Source organism: Pantoea sp. A4 (assembly GCF_000295955.2).
Lineage (GTDB): Bacteria > Pseudomonadota > Gammaproteobacteria > Enterobacterales > Enterobacteriaceae > Pantoea > Pantoea multigeneris.
Map to the genome: position 1 here is coordinate 102,787 of NZ_ALXE01000039.1, position 18,474 is coordinate 121,260.

13 protein-coding genes are annotated in these 18,474 nt (G+C 52.5%); 3 read left to right on the plus strand and 10 right to left on the minus strand.

What is annotated here, in order from left to right; all coding sequences use genetic code 11:
* Nucleotides 1-20: 20 nt before the first annotated feature.
* Together B880_RS0117245 and B880_RS0117250 are read right to left on the minus strand one after the other, a co-directional pair.
* Nucleotides 21-560: a hypothetical protein gene (locus tag B880_RS0117245; protein ID WP_017348698.1), complete on the minus strand. Its 540-nt coding sequence runs from the start codon at nucleotides 558-560 to the stop codon at nucleotides 21-23.
* A gap of 211 nt (nucleotides 561-771) precedes the next feature.
* Nucleotides 772-1,821, minus strand: coding sequence for an NAD(P)-dependent alcohol dehydrogenase (locus B880_RS0117250; RefSeq protein WP_017348699.1), 1,050 nt, complete (start codon nucleotides 1,819-1,821; stop codon nucleotides 772-774).
* A gap of 98 nt (nucleotides 1,822-1,919) precedes the next feature.
* Between B880_RS0117250 and B880_RS0117255 the strand changes: the two genes are divergently transcribed.
* Nucleotides 1,920-2,318, plus strand: coding sequence for a winged helix-turn-helix transcriptional regulator (locus B880_RS0117255; RefSeq protein WP_017348700.1), 399 nt, complete (start codon nucleotides 1,920-1,922; stop codon nucleotides 2,316-2,318).
* 27 nt (nucleotides 2,319-2,345) lie between these two features.
* Here B880_RS0117255 and B880_RS0117260 read toward each other — a convergent pair whose 3' ends face one another.
* From B880_RS0117260 to B880_RS0117270, 3 genes are all read right to left on the minus strand, one after another.
* Complete coding sequence (locus tag B880_RS0117260) at nucleotides 2,346-3,167, minus strand: Cof-type HAD-IIB family hydrolase (protein WP_017348701.1); 822 nt, start codon at nucleotides 3,165-3,167, stop codon at nucleotides 2,346-2,348.
* A gap of 239 nt (nucleotides 3,168-3,406) precedes the next feature.
* On the minus strand, nucleotides 3,407-5,467 hold the full coding sequence (locus tag B880_RS0117265) for an FUSC family protein (RefSeq protein WP_017348702.1): 2,061 nt from the start codon (nucleotides 5,465-5,467) through the stop codon (nucleotides 3,407-3,409).
* A gap of 339 nt (nucleotides 5,468-5,806) precedes the next feature.
* A complete protein-coding gene (locus B880_RS0117270; protein WP_017348703.1) occupies nucleotides 5,807-7,879 on the minus strand; it encodes an FUSC family protein in 2,073 nt (690 codons plus the stop codon).
* Between the two features lie 319 nt (nucleotides 7,880-8,198).
* Here B880_RS0117270 and B880_RS0117275 point away from each other — a divergent pair, with 319 nt between their 5' ends.
* Complete coding sequence (locus tag B880_RS0117275) at nucleotides 8,199-9,146, plus strand: sulfonate ABC transporter substrate-binding protein (RefSeq protein WP_017348704.1); 948 nt, start codon at nucleotides 8,199-8,201, stop codon at nucleotides 9,144-9,146.
* Between the two features lie 38 nt (nucleotides 9,147-9,184).
* Here the strand turns inward: B880_RS0117275 and B880_RS0117280 are convergent, their stop codons facing one another.
* The 5 genes from B880_RS0117280 to ssuD form a co-directional block, all read right to left on the minus strand.
* The gene (locus B880_RS0117280; protein WP_026042732.1) at nucleotides 9,185-10,399 is read right to left on the minus strand and encodes an acyl-CoA dehydrogenase family protein; all 1,215 of its coding nucleotides are present in this window, start codon (nucleotides 10,397-10,399) and stop codon (nucleotides 9,185-9,187) included.
* Between the two features lie 10 nt (nucleotides 10,400-10,409).
* The gene (locus B880_RS0117285) at nucleotides 10,410-11,837 is read right to left on the minus strand and encodes an MFS transporter (RefSeq protein WP_017348706.1); all 1,428 of its coding nucleotides are present in this window, start codon (nucleotides 11,835-11,837) and stop codon (nucleotides 10,410-10,412) included.
* Nucleotides 11,838-12,060: 223 nt separating this feature from the next.
* Entirely contained in the window at nucleotides 12,061-13,473 is a 1,413-nt protein-coding gene (locus B880_RS0117290; protein ID WP_017348707.1) for an LLM class flavin-dependent oxidoreductase, read from the minus strand.
* Nucleotides 13,474-13,549: 76 nt separating this feature from the next.
* Nucleotides 13,550-14,959, minus strand: a complete 1,410-nt coding sequence (locus B880_RS0117295; RefSeq protein WP_017348708.1) for an FAD/NAD(P)-binding protein — start codon at nucleotides 14,957-14,959, stop codon at nucleotides 13,550-13,552.
* A 35-nt stretch (nucleotides 14,960-14,994) separates the two neighbouring features.
* Nucleotides 14,995-16,167 (minus strand): FMNH2-dependent alkanesulfonate monooxygenase, encoded by a 1,173-nt coding sequence (ssuD, locus tag B880_RS0117300; protein WP_017348709.1) that lies wholly within the window; start codon nucleotides 16,165-16,167, stop codon nucleotides 14,995-14,997.
* Between the two features lie 269 nt (nucleotides 16,168-16,436).
* On the opposite strand from ssuD, the gene B880_RS0117305 reads away from it, so the two are divergent.
* Entirely contained in the window at nucleotides 16,437-18,365 is a 1,929-nt protein-coding gene (locus B880_RS0117305) for an aliphatic sulfonate ABC transporter substrate-binding protein (protein WP_017348710.1), read from the plus strand.
* Nucleotides 18,366-18,474 lie beyond the last annotated feature (109 nt).

Consider the following 18,474-nt stretch of genomic DNA (forward strand, 5'->3'; position numbering starts at 1 on the left):
GGGCCGTTCTGCTGAGAACGTTACTCCGCCGTAGGGGGTTGCTGCGCCAGCTGCTGGATATGCACGGACGATATCCACATCAGCGGGTGAGACTCGGGCAGCCAGTGATGATCCGTTTGTCGGGCAAATGCAGGTAACATAGGATGACACAACGAGGGAGCACATAAGATATCTGCCAGCGTTGTGGTCTCTGGCAAGAGGTTATTCACCATATCGCCTCCTTGCTGGTGCCAGCGTGTACACTGTTGCAGGCGGATTTTCATATCGTCAATCCGTTGTGCTACACGTTCAGAACAGGGCGCGCATTCGCTGGCATACCAGCGGTTATCGACCTGGTTCACCAGACCTTCATTTTCCAAATGCAGATGCCATTGCTTGAACAGCGCGTGATAGCAACGGTCAATCCGGGCACGGTTCCCGGCGCTTTCCAGCTCCCACCCCTCCGCCTGTACGACGTCGAGATGCAGCAATAGTTGCCACATCATTAATGGAGCCAGCGTTTCACCTTCCGCCAGAAAAGCGGCCAGTGCTGCGCGTTGTTGTTCGTCCCACTCATCCATGCTGTTACCCTTTACGAATCAGGTTACTGAACCCTCAATAATAAAATGATAATCATTTGCATTGATAATGCAAATGGCCTGAAAGAGGCATGAAGCGAGGAGTGGCGAAGGAATATTGAGGGGGTTATTGTAAATCAATGAGTTAAAGGTGTTTTTTCTGGCGAATTCAGCCTGAAATTCTGCGCCCGCAGTGGCAGGCGCAGTGTCCTGATTACCAGCGAGTACGCTGCATATCAATGACGAAGCGATACTTCACATCGCTGCGTAGCATACGGGCAAAGGCAGTTTCAATCTCTTCACCGGCAATCAGTTCGATATCTGCGGTGATGTTGTGTTGACCACAGAAGTCCAGCATCTCCTGCGTTTCACGAATACTGCCGATGGAAGTCCCGGTAATGCTCAGACGACGAAATACCATCGGTGTCACGTCTGCCGCAGGGTGTGGCGCATCCGGGATGCCCACCAATACCAGTTTACCGTTGGTTTTCAGCGTCGCGAGATACGGGTTCAAATCATGTGGCACTGCGACACAGTCCAGGATCACATCCAGAGAGGTTTTGGCCGCGGCCATTTGCTCAGCATCACGTGAAACCACGACATGGGTCGCACCGAGACGACGGGCATCCTCGCCTTTCTGTGGTGAAGTGGTAAACAACGTCACTTCCGCACCCAGTGCACTCGCGAGTTTTACCGCCATGTGTCCCAGGCCACCCAGGCCAATAACGCCGACACGGTCGCCCGGTTTAACATCAAAATAGCGCAGCGGTGACCAGACCGTGACACCCGCACACAGCAACGGGGCAACAGCTTCCATCGCGAGATTTTCTGGCACTGAGACAACAAATTTCTCATCCACCATTACGCTTTGTGCATAACCGCCCCAGGTGGTACCGCCAGTGTACTTATCAGTACCGTTATAGGTTGCCGTGAAACCGGCTTCACAATACTGTTCTTCCTGCTGCTGACAGAAATGACAGGTCTGGCAGGAGTCGACCATCACCCCTACCCCAACCAAATCGCCCGGCGCGAAACGGGTTACCTGAGCGCCAACCGCCTTAACGCGCCCGACGATTTCATGCCCTGGCACCATCGGATACTGGCTTACACCCCATTCGTTACGCGCCATATGCAGATCTGAATGGCAGACACCACAGTACAGAATATCAATACTGACGTCGGCCGCCTGCAGATCACGCTGGCTGACTGTGCCGGCTTTTATGGGTTGATCAGCATGTTGCGCTACCAGTGCGTTAATTTTCATGGTTGTTCTCTTCCGGTCTGACAAATTATGCCGCACACTATAAACTTCAGGTTACTTAATAGATAGTAGTTACCATTTGGTTACCACTGTGAGGAACTATGCCAGCCTGGGTTGATGGAAAACTCTGTTTTTATGCCGATTCGCCGCCACGCCGCCTGCTCGACTTGTTTAATGTCAAATGGAGCACCATGGTGTTACATGCACTGTGGCACTGGCCGAATGGCGCAGCACGCACCGGAGAGCTGCAACGCAGTCTGCATGGCATTTCTAAAAAAATGCTGATCCAGACGCTGCGCGAGTTAGAACAGCGTGGATTAATCGAACGTGAAGTGTTTGCCGTGGTACCGCCCCACGTCGAATATCGCCTGTCCGCTCTAGGACGCGTGTTTGCCCAGCCCATTGAACAGATGTACCAATGGGGGCTGGAAAATCAGCAGGCGCTGGATGAAATGGAAGAGAATTATCGTCGTGCTGGGAGCATTCAGGAGCCGGAATAATGGCTCCTGCTTTTCGTGTTCTGGCGATCAGGCAAAGGGTTTTTCCCGCGCCAGCAAACGGGCAATCACATTGAGCACGCCTTCGTCTTCATTACTTTCCGTACGCCAGGAAGAGACGGCTTTAACACTGTCTACCGCATTTTCCATGGCAAAGCTGTAACCCGCCTGACGCAGCATTTCGAGATCGTTGTCGCTGTCGCCAATCGCCAGGACTTCGCAATCGGGGATGTTCCACTTTGCCTGTAACAACCCAATACCATGGGCCTTATGGCAACCGGGGATAATCAGATCCACGAAGCCGAAACCGCTGGAAACCGGATGCATGATGTTTTCCACGGCCGCCAACTGTTCATGCAATCGCGTCATTAGCGCGTCCACACCGGCGTTGTCCAGCTGGAGGGCGATTTTGAAAAAGGTATCATCAATATTTTTCAGGTCGTCCCGTTTTTCCAGGCGCGCGTAGTGATTACTCAATTTCTTCATCACCGCATCAGAGGCTGAGTTGTGAATGTAAGCGCCATTGCGTCCGCACAGTACCAGGGTGAGATCGGTCTCTTGCGCCAGGATATCCAGCACCTGATGCACTTTTTCTTTGGCCAGTTCACCGCAGAAAATCTCTTCATTGTGATCGGAAACCCAGGCACCATTCTCAGCGACAAACGCAATTTCATCTTTAATTTCAGGGAAGTACTTCTGCAACTGATAATATTGATTGCCACTGGCGACCACAAAGCGGACGCCCTTCTGTTTCAACAAAGCGTACTGGCGCAAAAAGCGCTGCTTGTTGTAGCTTTTGTTGTCATCCAGAAAAGTGCCATCCATATCCACTGCAATCATCTTTACCGTCATGCTTGCTGCTCCCGTAAGGCGGATCTATCCCGCAATCTGATTGTGATTATTTGAGCTTACTCGCAGCAGGGGTTAATGAGAATGCAATTTGTCACCAGAATGTAGACTTTCATCATATTCCGCTGCGAACTGGCGAAATATTCTGCACATTTACCCTCTACAGTGAATCTGTTAGTCACGGTGATCAAAAAGGCTGCCGGAAGGCAGCCTTGTCAGACACTTTCAACCCAGGAAACCGCCTAGGAGAGCAGGATCTCAATTTCCGGCCAACGGGCAGCCGGGAACAACGTTAAACGCACATTGAAGAGATGGCAGAGCGGATGAAACAGACGCGGGTCCTTACGCGCCCGCGTTTCAAGGCTAATCAGTAACAGATTCAGCTCGAACAGCAACGCTTCATGGGGCTGCGTCTGCAGTTTTTCCAGGCGCGCGGCAAGGTAGAGTTTTAGCTCATGGAACATCGCCTCTATGCCAACATGGTTTTCATTCAGTAGCTCGCGGTAGCGGCCATAGAAATCAAAACAGTTTGCCCCCAGCCAGGCTTCAACGATCAGATTGCCTCCCGCATCCAGTTCGGCATCAGGGTCATTGCGTTTGCGCGGCAAGATAAAGTTCACCCGGTCTAACATCCGCGCCACAAACTGCTGGCGCAGGAGCAAGGTTGCCACACCACGATCAATCGCAGAAACAAAGCGGATGAGATCGCGCAGGCCTCGCCGCACTGCCCTTTTCGCAATCCACGAAGGGCGGCGATTACGGATCAGGGCGGTCATTACCACCGCCACAATAATGCCAAACAGCGAGGAGAGCGCCACATTGCTAATGGATAAAATATCCGAATGAAAATGATGCCCCAGCGCGATGAAGCTCGGAAGTTGGGTCGCCACAATCAAACCCACCAGGCTGGTGGTGGCATTCGCGATAATCAACCCTAGCAGGAACAGCCCAGGAGCAAGACAAATGATCAGCGTTTCAAAGGTCAGCGCCTGTGGAATGAGGACCACCACATAGAACAGGCTCAGTGCCATCGCCACCAGCGCCCCATGCAGGAACTTTTTCATCGGCTTCACTGGACTATCAATCGTCGCGAAGAAGGAGCAGACAATCGCGGACATCATCGGCGCACTGGAACCGTAGGACCAACCGCTGGCGATCCAGAACAGGCAGCTGATAAAGGTTGCGAGGAAAGCGGTGGAGGCGGATAGCAGCAGCAGCCCACTGTCGATATGCCGGGTGTTACGTGCTGCCTGGCTGGGCCGGGCATGTAAGGTTTCCTCACTGATGCGATCGCTGACGTTTTGATACGCCGATGAGATACGGACAAAGTGGTCCAGCCGCTCCAGCAAACCGCTTAATAAAATCACACTCTCTGCTGGCATGCTCTCTTCACTCCAGGCCAGCTGTAACTGCGCCTGTGCATCCATCAGTTGCGCCTGAATATCACCGCTGCGGGTAAAGTTTTCGGCGTGTTGCAGCCACGACAGAAAAGCGCTGAACGTTTCTGCAACATACTGCGGGAATTTCACTTCTAGTTCAGCCAGTGATTGCAAACGGGCTTCAATCGCCGTCAGCGTGGGGAGCAGATAGGAGAGATGCTGATACTGCACGCTCACCAGACGCACCATTTTCCTTGCCGCATCCCCTTCGTACACCAGGTGCGTAATGAGCCCTTCCACGCTCAGTGGATAGTTCGCCATCTGGATCAGGATATCTTGCTGCTCCAGCGATTTATGCTTTGGCTTGTGGGTGATCAACTCAATACAGAGGTGGCTGGCGTGCTGATACCAGGTTTTCATGTTCTGTTCCAGCATCCCCAGCATCGATACCGGCCAGAGCAGGCTGTGGATCAGGCTACTGCAAACAATCCCAAGGGTAATCTCTTCGATACGTGAAATGACGGTATAGGTAATCGCGGTGGGATCTGCGACGGGGGGAAACCCCATGATTGCCGCACTGTAACCCGCCAGCATGAAGACATAACTTTTTGGTGTGCGATCCATCAGCGACAGATAAAGACAGCCCGCGACCCAGAGCGATACAATCAGACTGAATAACAGCGGATACTCCACCGTGTTGGGATAGATCAGCAAGACAAATAGCCCTCCCAGCACCGTGCCGAGAAAGCGAAACACCGACTTTGAAACCGTTGAAGCAGAAAAGCGCTGTGACACCACATACACCGAGGTCAGCGCCCAGGCCGGTTTATCCAGATTTAATTCAAGAGCGACATACAACGCCAGAAACGCCGCCAGACAGGTTTTACCTGAAAAAAGCAGCGCACTTTTTGAAAACAACTTCATTGAGGAGAACCACAACGTCAGAAGGGATAATTTTGACGTATCCTGACAGATGCTAAGGAATTTAGCACTTATATTTTTAATGCAAATTATTAATTTTATAAGTCACTAATTTTTATAGAATTTATTAATGTTATCAGATGGTTAAATTAGCATAACCTTCAGGGATATCTAAATATGAGACTTCTAACTATTTCTTAAATCATCTTATTAAAAATCCATTCAGTTAAAAGAAAAAGATATGGAAGAGATGTGCTTTATAGTTTGAATTTATTATCTGGATAGGGGACGGATCGTTATCTGGAAAGAACTGGCAGAGCATATCTCTGCCAGTTTACCCCGTTAAGACGTTAGCGCTATTGTACTATCGCGTTCAGGCCAGCGCGCCGTCGGGAACAGCGATAGCCGAATATTGAACAGATGGAACAGCGGTTGAAAGACACGGGTATCGGCATGTGCGGTCTGTTCCAACGCCAGCAAAAGCTGGTTTAGCTCCTGTAACAAAGCGTCCTGAGGTGTGGCATATAGCGACTTCAGTCGGCGTTTGAGAAACATGTTTAACTCGTGAAACAGGGCTTCTGTCGGCAGGTGATGGGCTTCCAGCAGTTCACGATGGCGGATATAGAAATCAAAGCAGTTCGCCCCTAACCAGGCTTCCGTGATGAGATTCCCACCGGCATTCAGTTCTGCATCGGCATCACTGCGTTGGCGCGGCAGGATAATATTGATGCGGTCCAGCGTTCGCGCCACAAACTGCTGCCGCGTGAGCAGCGTTGCCACGCCGCGTTCGATGGTGGAGACAAACTGGATCAGATCACGAATCCCTTTGCGTACAGCACGCTTCGCAGTCCAGGCAGGTCGGCGGCTGCGGATCACCACGGTCAAAATCTGCGCGACCGCAATGCCTACCAGCGTTGAAACGGCGGCATTGATGATCAACACCAAATCAGGCTTGAAATCGTGTCCAAGACCGATAAAACCAGGGATCTGTGTCGCAATAATCAGCCCAATCAGGTTAGTGGCCGGATTAGCGATAACCAACCCCATGGCGATTAACCCCGGTGCCAAAATAATAATCAATGACTCAAAGGTGATCGCCTGCGGGATCAGGAGTGTGGCATACAAAATACTGATGACGATTGCCACCACCACGCCTTTCAGGAACAGCTTCATTGGTGCAATCGGGCTGTCCATGGCGGCGAAGAATGAACAGAGCACGGCTGCCATCATGGGTGCGGTAGAACCATCTGGCCATCCGCTGCCGATCCAGAACAGGCAGGTAATAAAGGTGGCGAGAAACGCCGTGAAGGAGGAGAGAACCATCAGCCCGATATCCATGTGCTTGGTGGCGCGAGCCGCCGCTTTACCCGGCTCCGCCCGCACGGTGACCTCACTGACCCGCTCGCTGACGTTATGATATGCCGAAGTAATACGGACGAAGTGCATCAAACGTTCCAGCAGGCCGATCAGCAAAATACTCTCTTCAGCACTCAGCGTTTGCCCTTCCCAGTCCTGTTGCAAGCGTTGCTGAGTGGCGGTTAATTGCTGCTGGATTTGTTGCGTATCGCGCAGATTGTCACTGTCTTCCAGCCATTGAATAAACGCCGCGAAAGCCTGTGCAACAGACTCAGTAAAGCGGATTTCTTGCTGAGCCAGTAAGTTCAGTCGCGCTTCAATCGCGGTGAGTGTCGGTAGCAGGTAAGACAAGTGTTGATACTGTACGCTGACTAGCCGCACCATTTTCTTTGCGGCATCCCCTTCATAAACCAGATGGGTAATCAGTGTTTCAACATTGAGCGGGAAGTTGGCCATCTGTACCAGGATGTCCTCTCGCTCCAGCGACTTGTCGCGGGGAATGATGGTGACTAACTCACTGCACAACTTGCGGGCGTTTTGATACCAGACGTTGACGCTCTGCTCCAACATCCCACGCATCGATACGGGCAAAATTAAACTGTGCACCAGGCTGCTACAAACAATAGCAACAGTGATCTCTTCAATACGCGAAATCACCGTATAGGTGATAGCGCCGGGCTGAGTCACGTCCGGGAACCCCATGATCGCTGCGCTGTAACCCGCCAGCATAAAGATATAGCCTTTTGGCGTCCGGTCGCGTAACGACAGAAACAGGCATAACGCCACCCACAGGGAAATCGAAAGGCTAAACATCACCGGATGTTGCACCGTGGCCGGATACACCAACAAGACAAACAAGCCACCTAACACCGTGCCGAGAAAGCGAAACACCGATTTTGATACGGTAGAGGCAGAATAGAGCTGTGAAGCCACATAAACCGTGGTCAGTGACCACGCGGGTTTATCCAGATTAAGCTCAAGTGCAGTGTAAAACGCCAGAAAAGCAGCCAGACAGGTTTTAGCTGAGAACAGCAAGGCATTTTTGGAAAACCATTTCATAAGGCAACTAACCATTTGAGGATCTTTTTTCGTATCCTGGCAGAAGATATGTGGTTTTTCATTTTTATTTTCAATACAAATTATTACCTTGCTAAGTATTTAATCAGAAGAGTAGATATTATCTGTATATCAATAAGTTAATGATGAACTTCGTCGGAGATGCTCATTTATCACACGACAAAACTACTGATTACAGTGAATTATAGTGCTAAACCGCCATAGCAATCCCACTTTGGTTATAAGTAAATGACATTGAGTAATTTAAAGTTATAAAACCGCTTTGCTATGGTGAGGTTAAAACTCCCCAGGAAAAGCAAAAATGAAAGCAAAAGGTTATTTTTTCAGCGCACTGGCGCTGAGCATCAGCCTGATGGCTGGCACCAGTTATGCCGCTCAACCAGAGACGGTGAACGTTGGCTATCAGAAAGCCAACATCTTCGCACTGCTTAAATATCGCGGCACGTTAGATGCGCGTTTCAAGCAGGAGGGGATTAATGTTAAATGGGTTGAGTTTCCGGCTGGCCCACAAATGCTGGAAGGGCTAAATGTCGGCAGCATCGACCTGGCCGCCACTGGCGATGCGCCCCCGGTCTTTGCTCAGGCGGCACAAGCCGACCTGATTTATCTTGGTCACTCTCCGGCCAATCCTAAAACCGAAGCGATTGTCGTCCCTAAAGCCTCTGCGATTAAATCCGTCGCCGATCTAAAAGGTAAACGTGTTGCTCTGAATAAAGGATCAGACGTTAACTATTTGCTGGTGGCTGCACTGGAAAAAGCCGGCTTGAGCTACAAGGATATTACGCCGGTCTATCTCGCCCCTGCGGATGCCCGCGCGGCATTTCAACGTGGCTCTGTGGATGCGTGGGTAATTTGGGACCCGTATCTGGCCGAAGTCGAAGCGCATACAGGCGCACGTGAAGTGGCGAACGCAGAAGGATTAGTGCCGCATTACACCTTCTTCCTCGCCAGCCGGAAGTTTGCTGAAGGCTACCCTGAAGCGGCAAAACAGGTGATTGATGAACTGGATAAACTGAGTTCATGGGCAAATGCTAACAAGAGTGATGCAGCGGCTATCCTGGCGAAATCCACCGGCTTAGATCAAAGCATCTGGCAGGCCTCGCTGGCAAGAATGCCTTACGGTGCCTCACGCATGACGCCACAGGTATTTGCTGAGCAGCAGAAGCTCGCCGATGACTTCTCCCGCGTTGGCCTACTGCCGGTGAAAGTGGATGTGAGCAAAGCCACCTGGTCTCAGGATAAAAAATAGAACCTCAAGGAAGCCGGCGAACCGGCTTCCTCACTCCCCTACCCTTCTCCCCGACCAATCGCCCAGATGCTGGTAGGCGCGACGTCATTAACCAACCAGTTACCAATATCACGCGCTTTGTAGATCACCGGATTGTGTGAGGCAATCGTCCGGGCGTTACGCCAGTGGCGATCCAGTGCCTTACTCAATCGTGTATCTGATGCGCCCAGGGCGTTAAATAACAGCGTTGCCGCACGTGGCACCAGATCGCTCGCGATCACCTGAGCCTGCCCGGCCTCCGCTTCAGCGACAGTGTTGTAATCCCGGATCACGCCTTCATCACTGAGAATGTGTGCCTCATATGCTGATTGCAGTGAATGTGTCGCCCGCTGCACGCTCGCTTCTACGGCAAATGCCAGGCTGCTGATCTCACCAATCACCTGTAGCACCTGCACATCATCACGCGAGGCGTTACCGTTACTGTGGCTGTAAATACGTTGACGGGCTTTAACCCCCGCTGCGGCATCACGCACCACGGCCCGGGCGATACCTGCAAGCGTCGCCAGTAACACGTGCTGATAAAACGCAGTCTGGTAGCGGAAGCGCTCGGAGAAATCATAGACGTGATCTTGCTCGACATCCGCTGCGACAAAACGCGTGGTGCCACTGCCGGTCAGTCGCTGACCAAATCCATCCCAGTCATCTTCCCGGCTGACGCCAGACTGATGTGTATTGACGATAGCAATCACGTCGCGCTGGTTGTCGGTGCGTCGGGCAAAAACATCAATCCAGTCGGCAAACAGCGTACCGGTGCTGTAAAACTTCTCGCCGTTTAGCTCCCACCTCTCTCCTTTAGCAGTGACCTGCGTGATGACATCGCCCAGCTTAACGTTGCCGATTTCCGTCCAGCCGCTGCCAACGATTTCGCCATCGAGAAAACGGCGGAACCAACGGTCTTGTACCGGGCTGTCCGGCTGATTTAAGCGATCCTCCACGAAGGCAAAATGCGCGCGCAGCGCCTGCGGTATGTTTGAGTCGGCTTCGGCCAGCTCCGTTAATAACTGGAAGAGCTGCGGCAACGAAGCCCCCCATCCACCTTTTTCAACAGGGATGCGCACCGCGCCAAACGTCGCTTCCTTTAACCACTGGATTTGTTCTACCGGCAAGGTGCGAGTGCGCTCTCGTTCCACGGTGCCAGCCGCAATACGATGAAAAACAGGGCGAAAATGGTTAGCCAGCTTCTGATAGTCTGTGCCGGTTGCAAGATGAGTCATGGCAATATCCTTAATCGGTTGTGTCATCAATGTCCTGACGCGTGGGTTCATGACGCACCGCCAGCAGGAAGAAAATAGGGATGATGGCGCTCAGAGAAACCACCCAGAACATGTTGGTGCCCAAAGAGGCCTGCAAAATCGGCAAAATAAACAGCGCCAATGCACTACCAATGCCGGAAAGCGCACGGCTGAACCCCACACCGGTTGCACGTATTGACGTTGGGTAAGAGAGTGCGGGGTAGATCATGAGTTGTGCGCCAGGACCGAAGCCTTCAGCAAACAGCCACACCCCTAACATCAAAATCGCAAACACTACCCCTATTAGTGCCTGGGGATGACCAATTAACGCCAGCGAGATCAGCGCAATAAACTGAATCGCGAACCCGGCAATCGCCACATGACGCGAAGGATATTTCCACGCCAGGCGCATGCCCAACAGCCCACCGGTAAACGCAAACAGGGCGTTCAGGCCAAGGGAAGCTGAGATAGTTTCAAACACGCCAGCACCGAGGAACTGGGCGAGGATAGACGGCAGGAAAAAGGCAATCGCGGTGTACTCAAAGGAGATACAGATATTCATCACGCCCGCCACGATGGTGCGTTCCCGCCAGGGTTTCTCGAATAACACCGTAAAGCTGACTTTGGGTGGTGCAGGCTGAGTCGTTTTCTCTTCCGCCACCTCGTGAGCATGTATGCCATACGAGTCACGCAGGATGCGCACCGCCGCTTTGAGATCGCCCTGGTTGGCCGCCCAAAGTGGAGACTCATTCATAAACTTGCTACGCACGGCGATGATCAATAAAGCCGGTACCGCACCAAACAGCAGTGAAGCGCGCCAGAGCCAGTCGAGATGCTCTTTAGGCAGCAGGAAATAGAGGCCAAAAATCAGGAAGAAGCAGACAGAAGAGGCGGCATACCACATCGGGCACCATGCAGCAAGGCGAGACGCTTTATTGGCTTTGCCAGCAAACTTGGAAAATTCAGCCAGGTAAGACATCGCCACCGGCAGGTCAATCCCTACACCTACGCCCATCAGGAAGCGTGCCCCAATGAGCACCCAGACATTCGGGGCTAAACCGGCGGCGATCGCAGAGACGACAAAGAACAGCATATCGGCCATAAAGACCGAGTAGCGCCCGTATTTATCGGTTAACCATCCGCCGACCAGATTCCCGACAATGGTGCCCACCATAATCGATGAGGTCACTAAGCCGGTGAGAAACGGCGAGAGTTGAAACTCTTTCACGACGTCATCAATGCCATACGACAGCGTTGTGAGATCATAGGCATCGAGAAATACGCCCCCCAACGCCAGAAACACAATCATTCGGGCATAGGTATTTTTATTACTTCTGGTGTTAATTAAACGCGCCACATCACTGACCGAGCGAACGGGCTCAGAGACGGGCAAAGTACTTTCCACGGAAACAGAACTCATGATCCTTACCTTTATTTTAGTAGCAGGTAAGGCGTGTTATACGGCGATTATGGGTCGAGGCAAAACAACTTATGATCATATATTATTGTTTAAAATCAGATATATAATTAATTTTCCTGCCAACAAAAATACCCAGATAAGACCGCTTATCCGGGTGATGATATTCCCACTGCCTGGCGGCAACGCAACGCCGATCTTCAGCGTATGGCCTCTTCGCAAACCGTTATCTTGTCTCCTGTGGAGACAATGCAGGTTGTGATGGCGTAGTACTGCGGCGATAACCTGCGCCTGGGTGGGGGTGCTGTAACTGTGGTCCCGCTGAGAACAGCTTCTCTCGCAGCGTCCCTTGGGCATAATCCTGTTTGTAGACCCCGCGCTTTTGCAGTTCCGGTATCAACAGCTCCACCACATCGCTGAAGGACTCATGAGTCAACGCATACGCTAGATTGAAGCCATCGACATCTGTCTCTTCAACCCAACTCTGTAGCTCATCCGCCACGGTTTCTGCACTTCCCACCAGTAATGGGCCAAATCCACCAATTCCTACCCAATCTGCCAGGGCACCCACCGTCCACTGGCGATTGGGATCGGCAGTGGAAAACGTCTCTACCGCTGACTGAATGGCGTTGGTATGAAGATATTTGAGCACCTGGTCAGGCTGATACTGCCCGAAGTCGATGCCCGTCCAGCCAGAGACCAGCGCCAGCGCCCCTTCGTAGCTGACCCAGCTTTTGTATTCCTGCCACTTCTCCTGCGCCGCTTTATCGGTTTCCGCCACGATCACCGTTTGCAGGTTAAAGATCAGAATACTGCGCGGATCGCGCCCTGCTTCTGCTGCCCGTCGGCGTATATCCGCCACGGTTTTCTTGAGCAAGACTTTGGAAGGGGAAGCTACAAATACGCACTCGGCATGTTCCGCGGCGAACTGCTTGCCACGGCTGGATGCCCCGGCCTGATACAACACCGGGGTACGCTGAGGAGAGGGTTCAGATAAGTGGATACCAGGAACGTTGAAGAATGTTCCCTGATGATTGATCGGATGGACTTTCGTCGGGTCCGTGAAGATGCGTCGTTCACGATCGCGGATTACGGCACCTTGCTCCCAACTGCCTTCCAACAGTTTATAGATCACTTGCAGGTACTCATCAGCATAGTCATAACGGCTATCATGATCGGTCTGGTTTTTGTGGCCGATATTGCGCGCACCGCTTTCCAGGTATGAGGTCACGATATTCCAGCCAACGCGGCCTTTGGTGAGATGATCGAGCGTGGAGAGACGCCGGGCAAAAGGATAAGGGTGTTCAAACGAAAGAGAAGCCGTGAGGCCAAACCCGAGATGTTCGGTGACCAGTGCCATCGGCGTTATTAACGCCAGGGGATCGTTCACAGGAACCTGCGTAGCCTGACGAAGCGCCGCATCACCATTTCCATTCAGCACATCATAAACGCCGAGGACATCGGCAATAAATAAACCGTCAAATTTTCCGCGCTCCAGAATGCGAGCCAGATCCACCCAGTATTCCAGATCTTTATACTGCCAGGAACGGTCACGAGGATGCGCCCACAATCCCGGTGACTGATGTCCTACACAGTTCATATCAAAAGCATTAAGGCGGATTTCACGTTGCGATGACATAAATTTTCTCCATAGCAAAGCCGTGGCTACGCGAACGTAGCCAGATAATATTCAGCGGTTCAGGAAACGGGACGTATCAGGACGTTGTCACGGGACATCGCCTGTGAGCGAGAGTCTTGAGTGTATTCAGGGTTTCTTGCGCGACAGCCAAAGCATGATCAGCCACCTGGGGAAGTCCCATGAGTTCGCCAAATCGGCCACGAGCGGCAGGCCCACTAATGAGAATGCGCGCTTCTGCACCGTCTTCGGCGTTGAGAACATGGGAGTGCGCATCGACTGCAATTCCCAGATGCAGTGCATCAGGTTTTATCAGGCCTTGCTGGCGCAGCTGACTGAGCAACGGTTGGCTGTCGGTGAGGTCGGCATGCGCCGGACCCGTTGTCACAATAAGATAATCAAGTTGATGTGACTGACTGTCGCCTTTGCGTGTTTTTAGCCGCAGAGTCAGTTGTTCCCCGCTGGCCTCAACTGTTTGAGCTCGCGCCGCTAACACGGTTAACGTTCCTTGTTGCTGCCGTTGCCCTATCACCTGAGAGAGTTGCGGTGCAATACGGTAACGGTACACGTTCCACCAGCTGCGCAAATGGCGCTGGAAGCGACGCTGCTCAGTCAGGGAAAAGCCTTGCCAGATAGTCTGTCCCTGCGCCCGAACCTCATCCAGCACGCGCTGCCACGGCAGTTGCTGAGCGGAAGCACGCTGGACTTCGTTGCGTATGTGTCTGAGCCACTGACGCGCAGTGGCATTGGGGGACAGCAGCGGCAATGTCCATTCGGGCCACTCCCCGCTCAGGTTGTCACGCGAGAGCTGCCCACGACGTGAGAAAGCCAGCAGCGGGCCGTGATGTCCGCGCAGTGACAAAGAGGCCACCACGTCTGCCATGCTTAATCCGGTGCCAATAATCGCAACGCTGGCATCGGCTGGGATCTGATCCAGAGCACCCGCAGACCAGGGATTGGCGATCAGGGCGGGATGCTCCGCCAGAGAAAGTAGCTGGCGTGGCAATGCCGGCGGCGGATGGCTGACTGCCAGAATAGTGATGTCCGCCTTGAGATGCGCGCCATCAGCCGTCACTACCTCGCCCTCCTTCCAGCTAACCGCTTCACTGCGATGATGGTGCAACTGGACATCCGCACGCAGCTGCCCTGCCTGTGCAAATTTTTCTGCCAGATAATGTCCGAACTGACTACGCTGTGGATAGACTGCCCCATCTGGTCTCAGTGCATCCGGGTCTTGCCGAAACGCTTGCTGCTGGCGATACCAGCGGTCGAAATCCCCTTTCTCATCGCCGCTGAGTTGCATACGCGCAGCGGGAACATTAATACGGTGCGCTGCCTCAAAGGTAGAGTAGGCTACGCCACCGCCCAGGGTCGCACGTGGCTCAACGACGGTGATGTGTAGCGGCTCTGTGGTCAGGCGTGCGAGATGGATCGCAACGGCGGTACCAGAAAAACCTCCACCAATAATCACCACATGAGGACGGTTCATGATCGCTCCTGTTTCAAACAAGGTAAGTAAGCATCTTAGCTGGCACTGGTCTGTTTTGTCGGCCTTTTATCTCCACCAATGGTCTCACCAAAGGGGCCGGTATTGATGGTACGTGCCGAAGAAGTATTTCCGTGCGCAAGCGGCAGTAAGGGTAATAATAATTCCGCGACGCGATGAGCCTCCTCCAGATGCGGATAACCAGAGAAAATAAAGTGGGTGATCCCCAAAGCCTGATACTCGCGAATGCGCTCAGCGACCTGTTCTGCACTCCCCACTAATGCCGTCCCGGCGCCGCCTCTTACTAGCCCTACGCCAGCCCAGAGATTTGGCGAAATCACCAGTTTATCGCGCGACCCATTATGTAAGGCGCTCATCCGCGCTTGTCCGGTAGAGTCCATGCGCGCAAAGATTTTCTGCGCCTGCGCGATGGTGTCATCATCCAGATGGGCAATGAGTCGGTCTGCGGCGGCCCACGCTTCCTCTTCTGTTTCACGCACGATCACATGCAGGCGAATACCATATTCAACTTTACGACCTAACTGCGCGGCCCTTTCACGCACCACTGCCAGCTTTTCTGCCACCTGTTCTGGTGGCTCACCCCAGGTCAGGTACGTGTCAATTTGACCGGCTGCAACATCAATAGCCTCTGCCGAAGAGCCGCCAAAAAACAGCGGCGGGCCATTTTCCTGTACCGGGGGAAATAGCACTTCCGCCCCCTCAACATGAATATGCTCCCCTTTATAGTCAACTTTCTCACCGCGCAGCAGGCGCGTGTAGACATCAAGGAACTCTCGCGTAACGGTGTAGCGCTCACTGTGGCTGAGAAAGATGCCATCACCTTTGTTCTCAACCGGATCACCGCCTGTCACCACGTTAATCAATAAGCGACCTTCAGACAGGCGATCCAACGTCGTCGCCATCCGGGCTGCCAGCGTAGGCGGTTGCAATCCTGGACGCACAGCCACGAGGAATTTTAAGCGTCGGGTTATGGGTGCCAGCGCCGATGCTACCAGCCAGGAATCCTCACAGCTCTTACCGGTGGGAATAAGCACGCCATAGAAACCAAGGTTATCAGCAGCCAGTGCCACCTGTTGTAAATAGGGCAGGTCCACCGCGCGTCCTCCTGCGGTTGTGCCAAGGTAGCGGCCATCGCCGTGAGTAGGAAGAAACCAGAAAACATTGATTTTTTCATTGGCTGCGTCAGTCATTATCACATTCCTATATAACTTTATTAAAAATGATGCTGAATCTGGCTAATTTTTTAGTTATATAGCCCTTAGCGAAATACGTGCCAGTTTTCACAAGTGGCTTTGTGGATGATAAACAGTGAGTTACGCAATTTCTCATCAAAATTGTGTGCTGCAAATACAACAGTTGAATGGCAGACGCTGTCGCATTTGCAACGCCTTATTCGATTTTGCTTCTGTATGCGCTGAGCAGGACAAGGCAGCATAGTGAAAAAGATAAGGAACAGGTTATGCCGCTGTTTAACTCAGACTTCACGGACTCCCCGCGTTTAATCGATCCCGCGTCCCTTGCCTTTCAGAGCTTGTTAGATCGCCTGGCACCGACAGATGCCACGGTTCTGATTGTCGGAGAAACAGGTACCGGAAAAGAGGTTGTCGCTCGTTATCTCCACCATCATAGCTCTCGCCGTCATGGCCCTTTCCTGGCCGTTAACTGTGGTGCACTCACTGAGAGCCTGGCTGAAGCTGAACTCTTTGGGCATGAAAAGGGGGCCTTTACCGGTGCCATTCAAGCGCATCCTGGCTGGTTTGAAGCGGCAAAGGGAGGCACGTTGCTGCTGGATGAGATTGGTGAGCTTAGCCTGCCTATGCAGGTTAAACTCCTGCGCGTCTTGCAGGAGAGGGAGATTACGCGCGTGGGTTCACGTAAGGCCGTAAAGGTTGATGTGAGAGTCATCGCGGCCACACACGTTGATTTGGCTCAGGCCATTCGTGAAAAGCGTTTTCGGGAAGACCTGTTCTATCGTCTCAATATTGCCATCGTCCCTCTCCCGCCGCTCAGACAGCGCCAGCAGGATATCCCTGTACTCGCCCACCACTTTCTCGCGGTTTACGCTAAACGACTGGGTCGTCCTGCCCGCAGGCTGGCGGCTGATGCACTTAATGCGCTACTGGAGTACAGCTGGCCAGGCAACATTCGTGAACTGGAAAACACGCTGCATAATGCCGTCCTGTTGAGCCGCGAAGACGTGATTCACGCAGAGCAGCTACGCTTAGCCGTTTTACCCGATAACGGCAGTTCCCCCAGCTTTGGTACGCCTGCAGAAACCGCTATTGACGCCTTCGTACGCCATCAGCTTTTGCAAGCACCACAGCAGTTGTATGACCGAATGATCTCTTCTCTGATACGTGTCGCGCTGGACGAGTGTGATAACAATCAAACACAGGCTGCATCACTACTGGGGATCAGTCGGCATACCCTGCGCACTCAACTTGCTCATCAGGGAATGATCAAAGGAAGGCGGAAAATGGAAGGACACCACGCTATCAGCTCACCTTATTCGTCAGTCCTGACAGAGCGAGAGTTGCGGATTGGCTATCAGAAATTTGGGACTCTGGGCGTTCTTAAAGCTCGTCAGACGCTGGAAGCGGCCTTTGAGGAGCAGAACATCAGCGTTATCTGGAGTGAGTTTCCTGCCGGACCTCAGTTGCTGTTTGCGCTGCAAAATAACGAGATTGATTTTGGTACCACCGGAGAAGTCCCACCCCTTTTCGCTCAGGCCAGTGGGGCGGATATGGTGTATATCGCCTGGGAACCCCCCGCTCCTCAGAGTGTCGGGATTGCTGTACCGGCTAACAGTGACATTCAGTCGGTTGCCGATCTGCGCGGTAAACGCATCTCAGTGAACAAAGCCTCCAATGTTCACTGGCTATTATTGCAATTGCTTGATGAGGCAGGGATGGACGCGGAGGATGTAAAAATCGTGTTTACTCCGCCTAAGTATCCATTGACCTCAAGCGACTACCACGCAATGGATGCCTGGATGCTGTGGGACCCTTTACTGAGTGAGGCAGAGTTAGACGGGACTTTACGCATTATTGCCAGTGGAGAAGGTCGGGTTAAGAATCACCAGTTCTACCTCGCCCGTAAAGACTATGCAGTGAAACAGAGTGATATTATGATGCAGCTGGTCAGCGCCTTACAAAATTCAAACCAGTACATTCTCCATCATGAGCAGGAGGCGGCTGACATGCTGGCGGGTGAGTTAGGTCTCAGTAAGATATCGCTGCAACATGCACTCAAGCGCCGTCAACATCGCACCAGCGCGATGACCCCAGCGGTGGTTGCCGAACAACAAAGAATTGCCGACCGTTTCTATGCACTGGGTTTGATTAGTCGACCTATTCGCGTCAGAGATGCGGTGTGGCAGAAAGAATAGCGCCATGAAATCCGTGGCGAACATTTCTGGACTGAGGCTGAAATTGACTGGCGATTTCAGCCTGAAATCCCACAAACAAATCCTTATATATCATGAAATTAATCACGAA